The organism is Butyrivibrio sp. ob235 (genome assembly GCF_900109475.1).
In the GTDB taxonomy this organism is placed as follows: Bacteria; Bacillota; Clostridia; order Lachnospirales; family Lachnospiraceae; genus Butyrivibrio.
This window is the reverse complement of record NZ_FOBE01000048.1, coordinates 1-15,248: the sequence shown is the minus strand read 5'-3', so window position 1 is coordinate 15,248 and position 15,248 is coordinate 1. Positions and strand designations below refer to the sequence as shown.

General features: G+C 41.6%; 14 protein-coding genes. 2 read left to right on the top strand and 12 right to left on the bottom strand.

The window, feature by feature from the left end; translation table 11 throughout:
* The 6 genes from BMW61_RS20430 to BMW61_RS20410 all read right to left on the bottom strand — a co-directional run.
* Window positions 1–787 (bottom strand): choice-of-anchor J domain-containing protein (locus BMW61_RS20430; protein ID WP_139176483.1); only part of this gene is annotated, 787 nt, incomplete at its 3' end.
* A gap of 388 nt (window positions 788–1,175) precedes the next feature.
* Complete coding sequence (locus BMW61_RS22200; RefSeq protein ID WP_175475319.1) at window positions 1,176–1,322, bottom strand: hypothetical protein; 147 nt, start codon at window positions 1,320–1,322, stop codon at window positions 1,176–1,178.
* Window positions 1,323–1,892: 570 nt separating this feature from the next.
* Window positions 1,893–2,390: a RhuM family protein gene (rhuM, locus tag BMW61_RS23115; RefSeq protein WP_330388562.1), complete on the bottom strand. Its 498-nt coding sequence runs from the start codon at window positions 2,388–2,390 to the stop codon at window positions 1,893–1,895.
* On the bottom strand, window positions 2,368–2,664 hold the full coding sequence (locus BMW61_RS20420) for a hypothetical protein (RefSeq protein ID WP_026498907.1): 297 nt from the start codon (window positions 2,662–2,664) through the stop codon (window positions 2,368–2,370). The genes rhuM and BMW61_RS20420 overlap by 23 nt, the downstream gene beginning before the upstream one ends.
* 50 nt (window positions 2,665–2,714) lie before the next feature.
* Window positions 2,715–2,930 (bottom strand): nuclear transport factor 2 family protein, encoded by a 216-nt coding sequence (locus tag BMW61_RS20415; protein ID WP_026498906.1) that lies wholly within the window; start codon window positions 2,928–2,930, stop codon window positions 2,715–2,717.
* A gap of 47 nt (window positions 2,931–2,977) precedes the next feature.
* Complete coding sequence (locus BMW61_RS20410; protein WP_091825717.1) at window positions 2,978–3,835, bottom strand: aldo/keto reductase; 858 nt, start codon at window positions 3,833–3,835, stop codon at window positions 2,978–2,980.
* 151 nt (window positions 3,836–3,986) lie between these two features.
* On the opposite strand from BMW61_RS20410, the gene BMW61_RS20405 reads away from it, so the two are divergent.
* Window positions 3,987–4,838, top strand: a complete 852-nt coding sequence (locus BMW61_RS20405; protein ID WP_175475318.1) for a LysR family transcriptional regulator — start codon at window positions 3,987–3,989, stop codon at window positions 4,836–4,838.
* A 70-nt stretch (window positions 4,839–4,908) separates the two neighbouring features.
* Here the strand turns inward: BMW61_RS20405 and BMW61_RS20400 are convergent, their stop codons facing one another.
* The 5 genes from BMW61_RS20400 to BMW61_RS20380 are packed head-to-tail and all read right to left on the bottom strand — an operon-like array spanning window position 4,909 to window position 13,132.
* Window positions 4,909–5,781 (bottom strand): sugar phosphate isomerase/epimerase family protein, encoded by an 873-nt coding sequence (locus BMW61_RS20400; RefSeq protein WP_091825713.1) that lies wholly within the window; start codon window positions 5,779–5,781, stop codon window positions 4,909–4,911.
* The gene (locus tag BMW61_RS20395; RefSeq protein ID WP_091825711.1) at window positions 5,781–7,085 is read right to left on the bottom strand and encodes a glycoside hydrolase family 1 protein; all 1,305 of its coding nucleotides are present in this window, start codon (window positions 7,083–7,085) and stop codon (window positions 5,781–5,783) included. The genes BMW61_RS20400 and BMW61_RS20395 overlap by 1 nt, the downstream gene beginning before the upstream one ends.
* Window positions 7,086–7,103: 18 nt before the next feature.
* On the bottom strand, window positions 7,104–9,365 hold the full coding sequence (locus tag BMW61_RS20390) for an alpha-L-rhamnosidase (protein ID WP_091825709.1): 2,262 nt from the start codon (window positions 9,363–9,365) through the stop codon (window positions 7,104–7,106).
* A 19-nt stretch (window positions 9,366–9,384) separates the two neighbouring features.
* On the bottom strand, window positions 9,385–11,598 hold the full coding sequence (locus BMW61_RS20385) for a glycoside hydrolase family 2 protein (RefSeq protein WP_091825706.1): 2,214 nt from the start codon (window positions 11,596–11,598) through the stop codon (window positions 9,385–9,387).
* A 19-nt stretch (window positions 11,599–11,617) separates the two neighbouring features.
* Window positions 11,618–13,132 (bottom strand): MFS transporter, encoded by a 1,515-nt coding sequence (locus BMW61_RS20380; protein WP_091825703.1) that lies wholly within the window; start codon window positions 13,130–13,132, stop codon window positions 11,618–11,620.
* 133 nt (window positions 13,133–13,265) lie between these two features.
* Here BMW61_RS20380 and BMW61_RS20375 point away from each other — a divergent pair, with 133 nt between their 5' ends.
* Entirely contained in the window at window positions 13,266–14,477 is a 1,212-nt protein-coding gene (locus tag BMW61_RS20375) for an AraC family transcriptional regulator (protein WP_091825700.1), read from the top strand.
* 502 nt (window positions 14,478–14,979) lie between these two features.
* Here BMW61_RS20375 and BMW61_RS20370 read toward each other — a convergent pair.
* A partial coding sequence (locus BMW61_RS20370; protein ID WP_175475317.1) for an Ig-like domain-containing protein occupies window positions 14,980–15,248 on the bottom strand: 269 nt, incomplete at its 5' end.

Here is a 15,248-nt window from a genome sequence, read left to right as displayed (position 1 = left end):
GTTCTTCATCTAGTCCCTCTACTTCAGCTTTGGGTGTATTTCCCTTCTGATCTACTACAGGTTCGATAGTGCCACTGTTTCCAGTATTTTTATTAGTTGGGCTTGAAGTCTGGTTATAAACTCCCTCAGCCGTACCATACATAACGGTTGCCCCGGATGAAGGTTCGATTACAGAAACTGTAATCCCATGGGCTTCGCCATCATAAGGAACCACAGTATTCTCAGCCGTAGCGGTTATACTTTTTTTGTAATAGATCGATACATCATCAAAAAAAGCCCCTAAGTCCTTACAATTTATTGCCTTGAACGCAATCTGAACACCTTCTTTGAAAGCACCAGAAGGAAGCTCAATAGTTACTTGAGTCCATTCTTCTTTACCATCAAAGCTAATATCATTCCAAAGTTCGTTGTATGTTCCATTTGTTATATAGTAAACATAAAGATCATCAGATCCATCAAGATCGCTATAATAAGGTTTTTTATATTTGAAGATAAGTTTGGCAGTAGCAGCTTTGCTTAAATCTACAGCAGGGGAATAACAAAAAGCATCACCTTCATAATCACCTTTACTTGGATCTGCCCAAACATAGCCATCTTTTGCTTCAAATCTATAAGTCCCCTGAGATATACTCCATGTGCTTGGAATTCCAACACTAAAATCTTCGTTTAAAACTTCAATTCCCTCTGGCGCATCTGCTAACGCCGTCAGGCTCATGCCCGGCATCAAGCCCAGTATCATCGCTATACTGAGCAAAGCGCCTAACCACTGTTTCATTTTCTGCTTCATCTGTCATTACCTCCCTATATTCATCTTCTTCTAATTGGCTGCCGGAGGAATAGGGGACATTACCCACTTCCAACGCTTTGAAAGCTTTCGCGTCCAAAGTCTCCGACAGCATGTGTTTTTCCCGCGGAGGCTTCCGCAGGAAAGAAAACGTTTTCCTTTGCCAGATGCCTATGATAATACACAAATAGATTTATTTTGTCAATATGCTGTTAAAATATGATTCAATAGCAATTAATTTCTTTATAGAAAAAGTGCCTCCCCTTAGCTTCGTATCCGGAATTCCAGACTATAGCTAAAGGGAGGCACTCGTAATTATTTAGTTTTCAATTACACTAATTGGTTAGTTGCCATTACAAACTTATCCTAAATCAGACATATCAGTTGACCGTCACTGCAACCTTCTTATGTGCTTAATCATATTTGTATCTTTGTCTCTATAGATAATGATAAACTGCTTATCCTCAAGAGATGATTTATAACTTGACGCGCAATTTATAGCAATTCTTCTAACTTCATCTATGGTATATCCGCTCATATAAGCTCCTAAAAAATCTTTACATTTTAAAAGAGAGTGGTCACACCATTGTGTGACTCGCTCTCTTTAATGGCTAATTTTAGTGTTGTCTGCCAGCTGCTATAAAGCAAAGTACAGGTTTTAGTGTTGCCTGCCAACTATCGATTGCATCATCAATCGACAAGTGTTTCAGATTATAGTGTTAGCCTCACTTAAGAAAGCACGCTTTCTTAAATAAAATATACCTTTTATAAACAATAAAATCAATGCGTAATATATCCAAGAATAATTGAATTTTTAGTTACGTTTTATACAACAGTCGGGAGTTCACCATCAAAAGTTGTAAACGAGGTGTAAATCAGATATCCATCTACCCGGAAATGGATTATTTATGCCACTTTTAGAAGCGGGTACATATATTGCCGTGGCAGACAAATAAAATTCTTATCATCTTAGTAGAAAACCTCTATTCTCACGTATTTACTGTCTTTAATCCTATTTTTGTACAACGTATTTTTCTCATTTTCGTGGCAATCCTTGGCAATATTTGGCATATTTTGACCGGCAAAAGGTGCAAATCAGGGTGCAAAATCACTTGCATTGCACTGCCAAATATTTTCTTTCCCAAGTACCCTCATAAAATATAGCAAATCCTTTAATGATATACTCCTTTAGTACAGAATTTGCCCAAATTCGGAACTGTGTACCGCGCTTAGATTTAACCCTATATCCAACAGAAATAATAACATCCAGATTAAAATACTCTATATCTCTTTCAACTTTTCTTCCACCTTCGATTTGAACTGTTGCAAAAAATGCAACAGTTGCCTCTCGAACCAACTCTCCCTCTTTAAAAATCTTATTTATATATCTAAGATCAGTTTCTATTTTGCTGTTAATCTTCTCTATGGAGACTGTCATTGTGCTGATACTCTCGCTGACCGTATAAAGCCTGTCTCCCTTCATTTCTGAATCATCAAGCATCTCACCGATAGCACCAAGCTTATTGACTATTTCAGAAAGAACTATGTTCTTAAACTCTGCCACCGTTGTCCTTATACTACTATTAAGTTTTTCTTTCTGATCCATGAAGGTCTTTGGGGACAAAAACATTACTTGAAACACGAGCTCCGATTTCTTTTTGAAAAGTCACTAAATCACCAAAGAATCTATAGATTGTACTTGTAGCCGGCAAACCATTCTCAGCTTTGCAATCTTCTTGAGTAATCTTGCCGTCATGTTCTTCAGCGAATTTCTTGCCAGCTTCAAGAACGCTTTCTTTTGTCCATTTTTCAGGAACATCAAGATCACAAAGATGTCTCTTAATATCTGAAAAGTTCTTGTACTCCGGATAATAATTCAATATGCAATTAATAGAAGGTAAACCATTTTCTTTACGAATATCTTTTTGTGTTATTTTACCGTTTCTAGATACGAAGGATGAATAGTGATATCCGTTGGTTGAAAAATATTTTGTGTAAAAGCTCCAATTTCTTTTTCCAGGTCAGCGTTTCCTCCGATATGAACAAAATAGCAATCCTTATCAGCAACTGCTCTCATAGCCTCTTCGTCTGAATGAAGCATTCCATCCCAAAATTTTTTCGATAATTCAAGTACTGTATTTTTCATTTACTCTTTCTCCTGTCTTTAATCACAAATTTGCCAATGAAATACTCTTAGTGCAGGTTGAGTACAAACTTTACAAAACCGGGATCATCATGATTTACAATCTCGCTGTGTCCAAGGTCTTTGGAAGCTACTGTTTTCATCTCTTCATCTGTAAGATCAAAATCCCATATATCAATATTTTGTTCCATACGCTCTACATGTGTGGACTTTGGAATAATAGATACGCCTCTCTGAGCATTCCACTTAAGGGCTACCTGTGCAGCACTCTTTCCGTACTTTTTTCCAATTGCTGTAAGGTCAGGATCTGTGAAAATACCATGTTTTCCCTCCGCAAGAGGTCCCCATGCCTGAGGTACTACTCCATAGGCTTTCATGTTCTCAAGGGCGCCCTCCTGTGCAAAGAAAGGATGAAGCTCCACCTGATTGACTGCAGGGATTACTTCCACGGTTTCACAGAAGTTAGCCAGAATAGCAGGGTAGAAGTTGGCAACACCGATAGCCTTTGTAAGGCCTTCTTTATATGCTCTTGTGATTCCTCTGTATGCTGCAAAGTAATCTCCCATAGGCTGGTGAAGAAGAATAAGGTCTGCATAACCCATATCAAGCTTCTTAAGGGAAGTCTTTACTGCTTCATATGCAGTCTCTTCAGTCTTCATATCGCTGACCCATACTTTGGTTGTAATAAACAGCTGCTCTCTTGTTACAAGGCCATCTTCAATAGCCTTTTTAACTCCTCGTCCGACAGCCTCTTCGTTCATATATGATGCTGCTGTATCAAGAAGCCTGTAGCCTGTCTTTATGGCATCGTAAACTACTCCCTCACATTCTGCTGCATCAGCAATCTGAAAAACTCCAAATCCCTCAAGTGGCATTCTCGCTCCTGTGTTAAGTGTCACGTATTCCATTTTGTATACCTCCTGTTAATATAAAAACCTATGAGTCAAATATTTTTTTCTACAACCTCATCTTATCAGCAGCTTTTTTATATGTACAATGCCAATTGCGTATTGTGCTATACTTAAAGCGTATAGTAATGATCTTTCAAGGAGTTTTCGTATGATAGAGATATATTTACTTGAACAATTAGATGCTTTCGCAAGATATGGTACCTTGTCAAAGGCTTCAGCAGAACTTCACCTGACTCAGCCATCACTGACAAGATCTATGCAGAAATTAGAAGAGCTTCTCGGAGTTCCGATATTTGAGCGCACCAAAAACAAGTTATCATTAAACGAGAATGGATTACTGGCTGCAGATTACGCGAGACGCATACTAAGTGAAGAACAGCACATGATAGATCACCTTCGTGCCCTTGAGAGGAGTAAAAGAACTATCGCAGTCGGTTCTGTGGGTCCGGGACCTCTTATGGAATTTATCCCGTCTCTTTCAGCACTGTTTCCTGACATGTCAATAATCTCAGAAAACAAATCAGAAGATGAACTGATATCCGGTCTAAGGAACAACCAATATCAATTCATTATCCTTTCCCGTCCATTAGAGGATGATGAATTCATTTGCGAAAAATATGATTCTGAACAGCTTTACGTTTCACTGCCAAAGAGCCATCGGTTTGCAAAAAAGAAAAAGCTTTCTTTCCGTGAACTAAACGGCGAAAGCTTTTTAATGCTGTCTGAAGTTGGAATATGGGATAAGCTTGTACGAGAAGAAATGCCTGATTCTAAGTTCATTATACAAAACGACTATGACGCTCTTGGACAACTTATAGAATCCTCAATTCTGCCTAATTTTGCCACCGATATAACAATTCGCACTTATGAAAGCATGAATCTCCCTGGCAGATCCATTCCTGACAGAGTGCTTATTCCAATTACAGACGACAGTGCCACTGTTATTTTTTATTTGATCTCAGATAAGAAAATAGCTTTAAAATACAAAGTTAGAAAATAGCTCTGCAAATAAGTTTTTTCATTTTCGCAAGCAGGGCACCGACGTGTGATTTCCATATCACGTTGTAAAATCATGAGGAAATCAATTTGTTTTTCTTAAACCACTGCGCGCTAAGAGTCAGACTTTTTATCGGATCATTGTCAATCCAGTTTTTATGAGTTTCCAATACAATTGCCTTTACTTTGGCAGCCTCCTGTACATTCTCCAAAATACTGCCAAGGGCCATATTCCCTGTTCCTAGTTCGGCCGCATCTTCCTTGAGAATAGGCGTAATGAACGGTCCTTGTTTTCTGCAGCCTCTGTCATTTATATGCCACATTACCATTCTGTCTGACAGTTTTTTTACCAGGGCAGTAACATCTGCTCCTCCGTCTGCAAGCCAGTAGGTATCAAGTTCGAAGTTAACATATCCGGGGTCGGTGTTCAGGGCGATAAAGTCCAATGCATTTTTTTCTTCTGAGACCTTCTGTAACTCGACATTGTGATTATGATAAAGAAGTTTTACTCCATAGGGTAAAAGAGCTTCTCCCGCCTTATTAAGCCTCTCAGCAAGTTTTTTTACCTCAGAAGCATTCCCGTAATCAAACCTGTACATACCGGTAATAACAACGGTATCTGTTCCAAAGCTCATGGCTTCTTTAGCAACAGCCTCAGGGTTTTCTTCAATGCTGTTTAGATAGCTGTGCAGGCTTATTACTTTCAGACCGCTCTCTGAGATCAGCTTCTTCCAATCGAGTTTTCCGCCATTACCAGTGGGCATACCGGCAAATTTTGTAAGCAGCCTCACAATAAAAGGCGTTGGCTTGATCATGAAGTCATTTAGTTCAATGCCGTCATAGCCGGCACTCTTGATGCTCTGAAGTGTGCTGAGTGCACTCTCATAACTATTGCATCTGCTACCAATCATTATCTGTTGCACACCCGTCAGTACTGTGTCTTTCATTATTTCAAATAGCCTCCAAGATGCTTCAAACTGGGCTTTGGTGCCCTGATCTGTGTTTTCCTGTCAACTGCGCAAAGACCAAATGTCAGCGCATAACCTTTCTGCCATTCAAAATTATCGATAAGTGACCAGTGGCAGTATCCGATGACAGGAATTCCATCATTTATACAGCTCTGAACACCCTCAATTGCCTTGTCGATAAACTCAACTCTCTGCTTATCATCTGCTGTTGCTATTCCATTTTCGGTAACCATGATCGGAACATTTGGCATCTCCTCATGCACGCGTCTTATTACATGCTCAAGAGCCTCAGGATATACTTCATAATCCATCTGTGTCATTGGTGTTTCCTCGGGAACAGGCACAATTCCATCTGGGCCGTAAGTAGTTCTTGTATAATTCTGAAGTCCAAAGAAATCATCATCCTTGATATAAGGAATGTAATGGCTAAACTCCTCATTCCAGTCGCTGTCTGCGCGCTCCTTGCCACCTTCTATGTACTGGCAGTCGTGCAGAGAAAGTGTGATGCCAACCTGAATATCCGGATTAACAGCCTTGATTGCTTCCTTGGCTGCCTGATGCGCCTTTATAACTATCATATCGCCATTTGCATCTGTTGCAGAAACAAATGTATGCGGTTGAGGATCTCCGAATACTTTGGCATTCTCCATTGCTGCCAGCTTCATTTTCTCCATCGGGTCAGAGAGATTAAGTCCAACCTGAACCTGTCCCTCCATGGAGTCTTTACCGCTTTCGGCCGCACTTGCCATCTTAGCCATCATCTGCTTCTTAAATCTCTCCATAAGAGCGCCAATCTGCAATCTCATATTTGCCTCATTTATGGTGCAGATATACTTTATCTCGCTTCCAAGCTGCTCTGTGACGAACCTTGCATAGTTGGCAAAAAGCTCTACAACCTGCTCATTGTCCCAGCCTCCCAGTTTTATAAGCCACACAGGTGATGTGAAATGCATGAGGGTAATAACCGGCTCCACGCCATTGTCCCTGCAGCATTTGATCACCTTCCTGTAATGCTCGATCTCTTTTTCATCAAATCTGCCCTGCTCAGGCTCGATACGTGCCCATTCAACAGAGAATCTGTAAGTGTTAAGGCCTGCATCCGCAAGCATCTTGATGTCTTCTTCGTATCTGTTATAGTGATCCACAGCATCCAGTGAAGGCTCAACAAACTGTGAATACTCCATATTCTCCATTACCCAGTAATCTGAATTTGTATTGTTTCCTTCAACCTGGTGGGCTGCTGTAGAAGCGCCCAGCATAAATCCGTTTTCGAACTTGTTCATTTTCCTATCCTCCATAATTTAAATCTCATAACTTCCGCTTGTCAGAATTCTCTTTTCCTGTCCGGGGAGTTCTAACTCTGCTTCCATTCCTTCAGGAATTTCAAAACGGTAGGCAAAAGAATTCGAGCTCTCAATATATTTCCATTCAGAAACTATGCGGCCTTTCGGCGAATCATAGTAGCCCTTTGCATACTTAAGTCTCTCATCCGTCAGAGGCTTTATCAGGACTTTGTCAAAATCGTATCTGATTCCCAAGACACCGGACAAAAGCCATCCGGAAATAGCTCCGTAGGAATAGTGATTCAGCGAATCATGTACAGTGTCGTCTTCCCTGATACCATCCCACGTCTCCCAGATAGTGGTAGCACCTTTCTCCACCGCATAGAGCCACGAAGGATAGCTTTTTTGCAACAGCAGTCTGTATGCAGTATCCACATAACCGTAATCTGCAAGCACGCTGCACAGGAAAGGCGTTGAAAGGAAGCCTGTATTAAGATGATAGTCATTTTTCACTACCAGCTCATTTAAGTCCTTAGCAGCTTCCACTGCCTCTTTTTCAGGTAAAAGACAAAACGCAAGAGGCCTTACGTATTCGCACTGCCTGTCAGATCTTATATGCCCGTCTTTCAGAACCAGATATCTGTATGCCTCAGTCGCCTTTTCCGAGATCTCTTTATACTTATCCGCATCGGCACCATTTCCGAGAATCTCTGATATTTTGGCGAGAATCCCAGATGAATATGCATAGTAAGCTGTTGCTACTTCAGGCTGGCCATCCTTGAATGCAGCCATCATGGTCTTCATAACATCTGTTCCGGGCTCGCACCACTCACCGTAGTCCATTCCGGTGTCGATGATGTATTTTCTGTAAGGGTTCTTTCCAAAGCGGTTCTTGAGCTTGCTTTTTCCGGCCCTTCTTCCGAGGAAATCCACCCACTTCTTCATCATTTCATAGTTGTCTCTAAGTATCTGCTCATCGCCATATATTCTGTACAGATTCCAGGGCACAAGAACCGCCGCATCGCCCCATCCGACAGACGCCGAGAACATCTCTGCTATCTTGCCCGGATTTGAGTTCTTGGGACAGATATACGCCATCTTGCCATCTGCATGCTGCCCTATCCTCACGTTCGCAAGCCATTTCTCGTAAACTCCCCTGCAGTCCATCAGGTACGCACCGGTCCTCACAAAGACCGCTGCATCGCCTGTCCAGCCTGCTCTTTCCCTTGTGGGACAATCAGTAGGAATGTCACAGAAGTTTGACTTCATAGACCATACACTGTTTTTAAAGAGCTTGTTTACTTCATCCACGCCACATTCAAACCTCGCTGTTTCCTTCATGTCCGAATAAACAGCAATGCTCTTTATTTGGATGTCAGACGGCAAAATATCACCCGTTATCTTTGCATATCTGAATCCAAACATCGAAAAATGAGGCTTAAACTCATTCCTGCCCGGCTTGCAGATATAGTTTATTTCCTGTTTTATTCCGCCTGATTTGTTCCTGTCTCCGGGCTGGAAATTACTGATCGTGAAGTTTCCGTTTTCATCCAGGGTTTCACCGTGGACGAGGCAGATCTTCTCACCGCCTTTGGCGTTTTCTATAACAAAAGACGTATAACCTGCAAGGTTCTGTCCGAAATCAAATACGCTCTCTCCGCTCGGAGTAGTGATGAGCCTTCCTTCAAACACCTCATGCTCAGTGATAAATGGCGCCTTCTGGGCTGTCAGATTTCTTTTGTCAAAAGACATCTCTCTTGCCTTATGCCACTCATCAAAGCCCGCACCGGCATCACAAGTTTCTCCCAGTTCAAGGTCCGTAAGCTTAATGTGCCCGTTTTCACAGGCATCCCAGCTGCAATCCGTGACAAGTATCGGATTCTCCATGTCTCCATCGCCTATCACTGCGCACAGAAATGAAATATCCTCGCCGTAGAGGTTTCTCACGCCGTCAATTCCGTTGCATCCTCTGTACCAGCCATCACCAAGCGTTATAAATATCTCGTTTTCACCGGGCTTTAGCACTTCAGTGATCTCATACTCCTGATACTGAAGCCTTTTATCATACTCATCACATCCCGGTGTCAGTCGTGCATCCGTAATTTTCCGGCCATTTATCAATATTTCATACAAGCCATGGGCCGTAGCATATATGCTAACTTTCCCCTCTTTATAAGAGAATGTGGTCCTTAAATAGCCTGCTCCCTTTCTCTTATCAGGTTCTGTCACGGTTTCAGGTGATATCCACTTTGCTTTTTCAAAAATCTTAGCCGCTTCCATCTAACACCTCTTGTGTTCTTTACTGCTTTTTAATATTCATAAGAGCATTTGAAAGTGCCTTAATCTCGTCAGATTCTATATCCATTCCGCCCTGTTGCAGGAGCTTCTTAAGGGGCTGGCGGGCAATCATCTGCTGCATTGCTTCTGAAATCTCTACGCCTTCTCCCATTCCGCCTGCTGTTCTTGATGTCATTGCTGCCATCATCCTGTCGAGAATTGCTTTTCCTTCAGGTATGGCCTGAATCTCTGCCATTGTACTTGAAAGGGAGAGATATCCCTCTTTTTCCTCAGGCTCATCTTTCTTGTCAAACCAGTTTCTGACCTTTTTATCCGGTGCAAAATATGTCGGATTGGGCTCGGAAACCTTTGTTATCTCCATCTCATCCGAAAGTTCTCCGCTCACAGCCTTTATGGTATGAACTCCGCTTATGGGAACATTAAACTTAAAGATATGTTCTCCACTTGCGTTTCCTACTTCTACGCCGTCAACAAAGAGTGTGACGGACTTTTGGTTTGAATATACCTTTATCTCTGTATTATCCTCGATGCGGTCGTGATATCTTTTTCCGCAAAGATGGATGAAAGGCTCATCTGACCACCATGCTTTATAAATGTAATAGGCGTCTTTCTTCTGCTTTCTGTCAAAGGTGATGACACCCTTGTGGTTTTTGCCGGGGTCTCCTGCCTCATCTCGTCCTGCTGCAGCAAATTCAAACATATTCCAAAGATATGTTCCCCAGATATATGGACGGGTGCTGAACATTTCAAGCATATGCTCGTGATAAACAGCCTGATAACTCTCTGTATAATCGCCTTTTTCAGGTATTGGAGACTGAAGCGTAATTACTGAATCTGCGCCATACTCCGTAAGTCCTATTGCCACATCGGGATGCTGATTATGGAAATCGTCAAACCACTTGTCATTGTCCTCCATCTCGCCTACATACCAGCCATAGTAGAGGTTGTAGCCGCGAATATCAGGCAGTGTTACAAGAGGCGAGTCTGTCTCAAGAAGGAACAGATTTGCCATGGCAGAATATCTGATAGGATCCATCTCGTGGACAATATCATTTAATATCCTGTGGTTCTCCAAAAGATCTTCAGTAACACCCTGCAAAGAGATTTCATTTGAAAGTGCCCAGCACATTATCGATGCATGATTGTAATTCTGGCTTACCAGCTCTTTCATCTGGGATATGGTGTTCTCTCTTCCACTGTCCATATGTACAGTGATATATGGAATCTCAGCCCATACTACTATTCCCTTTTCATCACAAAGATCATAGAAGTACTGATCATGCTGATAGTGTGCAAGCCTTATGGAATTGGCACCCATGGAGAGGATGAGATCAATGTCCTCCTTGTGCATTTCTTTTGTCAGTGCATTGCCAACTCCTGCCCTGTCCTGATGTCGTGAAACGCCTCGAAGCGGATAGCTTTCTCCATTGAGGAAAAATCCTTTATGAGGATCAACATGAAACTGCCTTACTCCAAACCTGTCATAGATTCTGTCACACTCTTTTGTTCCATCCAAAAGAGTTGCTGTTATGTTGTACAGGAACGGATCCTTGAGACCGTTCCATAAATGTGGCTCTTTTATCGTGATCTTACCGCAGGCAACATATCCACAGGATGCATCCTCTGCCGGAACCACCTCAAACTCCTGCTCTGTTACACCGTCAATTGATATTCTTATGCGCTCTCCGCCGCTTGTGTATGCCTTTATTTCAATTTCAGCATCATTTCCGTTTAGTCTTGGTGTGACGTACAGTCCTTTTCCACCATAATAGTCCATGTCAAAGTGCTTTTCATCCACAATCACAAGATAAACATCCCTGTAAATGCCACCATAGAAAGTGAAATCCGCTTTCTGTGGATACACCCTTGTATTGGGCTCGTTGGAAACAGAAACTACCATCTCGTTTAAATCTGAAAGTGCCTCTGTAATGTCCGTCCTAAAGCAGGAATATCCGCCATCATGGCTCGCTACCTCACGGCCGTTTAAAACAACTTTTGCAGAGGAGTTAGCGCCTCGAAATTCCACAAACACCCGCTGTCCCTCTTCCATTACCGGTCTTTCAAATGTCTTTTTATAAAGGCAGGTTCCTCTGTAATACTGCTCAGGCCCCGTCTGTCCATCAACAGCATTCCAGGTATGAGGAAGAGTTATGCTTTTGCTCTTTCCCTCTTTTTCAAATATCCAGTTATCATTCCAAAGAATTGTTGTTCGCATGTTTCACCTCTCCAGTTTTTTACTGACCTATTGCAGCCTTTTTCTTCTCGCCGATACTCTTCTGGATCTCTTCCATCTTCTCGTATGTGAGCTCAGAATTCTTCATTGCCAGAAGTGTGCAGATCCATCCCACTATAGGAAATCCGATAAGAAGTATTACGGTCATAACTCTGACGCCGAAGGTAAGCGGATCCCCCTGCTGAGGCGCTGTAGTTGTATATCCTATAAGTCCGATCATGAGTGTTGCAATAGTTGCACCAAAGGATGAAACTATTTTGTCAATGAAGCTGTAAGTAGCGGATACTGTCGCGGGCATGTATTTTCCTGAGCGATCCATCTCATAGTCAACAACATCCATTCTGAACGCGCTTGTTGATACAGAAACAACCATCTTCATTGCGTTATTTCCAAATGTAAAGAGCACGTATGTGATTGCCATGAGAACTGCTCCGGTTGATAAGTTGCCACCGAATACTGTTCCCACAAGAGTTGTAGGTGTGAATAAAAGATATACTGCAAATGCGATATTCAATCCGATACAATTCTTGGTCCAGTCGATCATGACCTTTCTGCTACCCTGTTTACCTGCAATCTTCGCACCAATTATCGCAAAAATAATGGATGGAAGCATTGCAAGCGCAGAAAGAATTGATGAAATCGCCATTGATCCAAGCATGATTCCGTTAAGCATTGTGGATACTACTGCTGCAGAACCTATTGTCTGTGCGAGTTTATCGGATGTTGCAGCCATGATGAATCTCTGAAGTTCTTTGTTTTCTTTGATCAGAGCCAGCATATCCTTAAAGCTTGGCTTTTCATCGGTTTCGCCATCCTTTTTGATTCCTTCGAAATTCTCGGGAATGTCGTATGGAGCAATTCCTATGCATGCCAGAATGTAGAAAAAGAGTGAAACAAGTATTACCACTACATTGTAAGTTGCGAAGTATTCTGTTCCCTGAATGTTATTAAATCTTGGGAGAATCACAGCCGATGCCACAACGCTCATGATCATTGGCACCAAATATGAATACGCTGTACTCCAGACACCGATTGTAGGACGCTGCTTAGGATCGTTGGTCAGAATGTTCATGTTGATCTGGCCGGCTATACTTACGAATGTATAACCAATGATATAGATCACATAACAGAGAACAAAGAATGCTATTCCTGCTGCGCCCGTAAGTGACAGCTTTGCCCCTATATTACACATCAGTGTTGTAGCAATGGCCATAAGAAGCCATCCAAACATGATCGAAAATCTTACTTTTCCAAATCTGGAATTAAATCTTTCCAGAAAAAAAGCTATTACCGGGTCTGTAATTCCATCCAAAAGCCTTGATCCTGTGATAATAAGTCCTGTAACTGCAACAAGTATTCCAAAGTTGGAATTTCCAATATATGTTGCACCATTCATCAGCAGATAAAATGCCATCTGCCCTGCACCTGTCATCATCGCAAGCGCAATATGCCAGGTTTTAGCTCTTTTATAGGTTACCCCATTTTCTTCTCTTATCAGAGATTTGCCCTTACCCATTATTATTAACCCCTTTCAGTTGCATGATAATCTTTGAAAGCTTTCCTGTTATGGTCATGGTATCATTTAGTTTTGCAATATGTTAGAATTATTTTATCCCGATTAGTATTATTTTATTGTTTTGAGGAATAATATGGACCACACTTTTTTTTCAGCTCTTTTAAAAAACCTGCTCTCTGTGGATGTCACGGATGCAACAGACATGGACAGCTCTCTTGACGCCTTTGAAAAGGAATACTGCTTCAGCATAAAGATGCAGCCCATGTTTACAAGCAAGGCGCTTTACTATCTTCTGTCCTCCTCCAAAGAAAGCATGATCTATGAGCTCATAGACCAGCTCGGTATCTGCTTGTCCTTTTTTTCGTTTGATAACAGGATTTATATAATCGGACCTTATGTAAAAGAGAAATATTCAGAGCTTAAGACAGAAACCGTACTTGCAAAAAACGATGAATCCTCATCCAAATCATTGGCGTTTAAGCTGTATTACACAGCATTTCCCATTGTGTATACCGAGCAGATCACCAGTGTTGTAAATAAATGCATAATCTCTTTTTCCCCTACGGAAAGTGAGTATTCATACAGAAGACTATCGGGATTTATTCAGGATGTATCTGAAGAAGATGATAAGACAGAACTGTCCGAGAAGAATTACAGTGAAATCTACAGGAGATATGATCAGGAAAAGCAGTTCCTTTCGATGATAAGAAACGGGGATACCAAAAACATCCTGTCCGCATTTGAAAAATTGTCCGGTCCGGAGGCTCTTTCCGATTTTTCCAAAGAGACTCTTAACTACTATGCCTCGGGTTATGGCCTCGCAATACTTAAAGCTCTTTCCAGAAAAGCTGCGGAAGAATCAGGTCTTTCAGTCATTACAATAGATGAGATAACCCAAAAATACACCCAGCTTTCATCAGCTACAAACAATGCAGAGCTTCAGACGCGCTATCAGATCGATATGATCGTTGAGCTGACAAAAGCTGTTCACAACCACAAGCTGTCTCTGGACAAGTATTCTCCCCCCATTCAGAGGGTAATGGAATACATCAATCTTCATCTGGGGGACCATATATCAAACGATGATCTGGCGGCAAATGCCAGTATGTCCATCTCTCACCTGTCTAAGGTGTTCAAAAAAGAAACCGGCGGGACCATGACGGAGTACATCGCACTTATGCGATGCAAAAAAGCTGCCGGACTCCTGAAAAAGACAGATCTTCCGGTCCAGGAGATCAGCAACTACGTCGGATATTCTGACAACAATTACTTTGTGAAAGTATTTAAAAAAATATATGATCTGACGCCCTCAGAATATAGAAAAACGCGTATAGTAAGCCTATGAAACACTATGCTTCTGATTGCTTCCACCTTGTCTTCCCGAGGCCTTATACTCCCGTCAACATCCTCGGAAATCTCTTCATTGTCAGACTCTATCAGCTCTCAATAGTTATGGGAATAATAATCAAGAATAGGTACCCCCTGAGCAATTAAATAATTACCTATATACTGCTAGGATTCTAGCCTATCAAAACATGATTTTATTGGAATTTATTCTTAATGTTTCAGTACTTCATACCCTTAATAGAAACAGGATCCATTTATCTTGCCCCTTCCACAATATGTCACTAAGCCAAAACAGCATAAAAGTCCTCCTGCCATTACTGCGAAATAATGCCAGGAGGACTTATCTTACTTCTTATTCTTTACTCTCTTAACTGTTGCATCCTTTGGAAGTCCGGACTTTTTTCTTACCTAAAGCTTAAAATAAATAAGCTAATTATCAATATTTCGCTTCACACTCAATCGGCAATTTGGAATTCGATTAACTGTCACTGTACACTTCTTTACTTAACCGTTACTGTACATTTCTTTGCAAGACCGTTCTTAGAATAAACATATACTTCACAGGTTCCTGCGGCTACACCTGTGACATTGCCGTTTTTATCTACAGTTGCAATCTTCTCATTTGTAGTCTTGTAACGAAGCTTTGCACAATGGGCATCACCAAGCGCTATCTCCTTTCCTGATTCCATTTTGACGGATGCCTTTACTTTTGCAGACTTACCTACTTCAATTGTGAGTGCGGTTGTTGTCAACTTAACAGCCTCGGGAT

Bases quoted from the DNA above. Each gene is read 5' to 3' on its own strand.
- BMW61_RS20395 (WP_091825711.1), bottom strand. From the start codon at position 7,085: ATGAACAAGTTCGAAAACGGATTTATGCTGGGCGCTTCTACAGCAGCC.
- BMW61_RS20400 (WP_091825713.1), bottom strand. From the start codon at position 5,781: ATGAAAGACACAGTACTGACGGGTGTGCAACAGATAATGATTGGTAGC.
- BMW61_RS20375 (WP_091825700.1), top strand. From the start codon at position 13,266: ATGGACCACACTTTTTTTTCAGCTCTTTTAAAAAACCTGCTCTCTGTG.
- BMW61_RS20390 (WP_091825709.1), bottom strand. From the start codon at position 9,365: ATGGAAGCGGCTAAGATTTTTGAAAAAGCAAAGTGGATATCACCTGAA.
- BMW61_RS20415 (WP_026498906.1), bottom strand. From the start codon at position 2,930: ATGAAAAATACAGTACTTGAATTATCGAAAAAATTTTGGGATGGAATG.
- BMW61_RS20405 (WP_175475318.1), top strand. From the start codon at position 3,987: ATGATAGAGATATATTTACTTGAACAATTAGATGCTTTCGCAAGATAT.
- BMW61_RS22200 (WP_175475319.1), bottom strand. From the start codon at position 1,322: ATGAGCGGATATACCATAGATGAAGTTAGAAGAATTGCTATAAATTGC.
- BMW61_RS20385 (WP_091825706.1), bottom strand. From the start codon at position 11,598: ATGCGAACAACAATTCTTTGGAATGATAACTGGATATTTGAAAAAGAG.
- BMW61_RS20410 (WP_091825717.1), bottom strand. From the start codon at position 3,835: ATGGAATACGTGACACTTAACACAGGAGCGAGAATGCCACTTGAGGGA.
- rhuM (WP_330388562.1), bottom strand. From the start codon at position 2,390: ATGGATCAGAAAGAAAAACTTAATAGTAGTATAAGGACAACGGTGGCA.
- BMW61_RS20380 (WP_091825703.1), bottom strand. From the start codon at position 13,132: ATGGGTAAGGGCAAATCTCTGATAAGAGAAGAAAATGGGGTAACCTAT.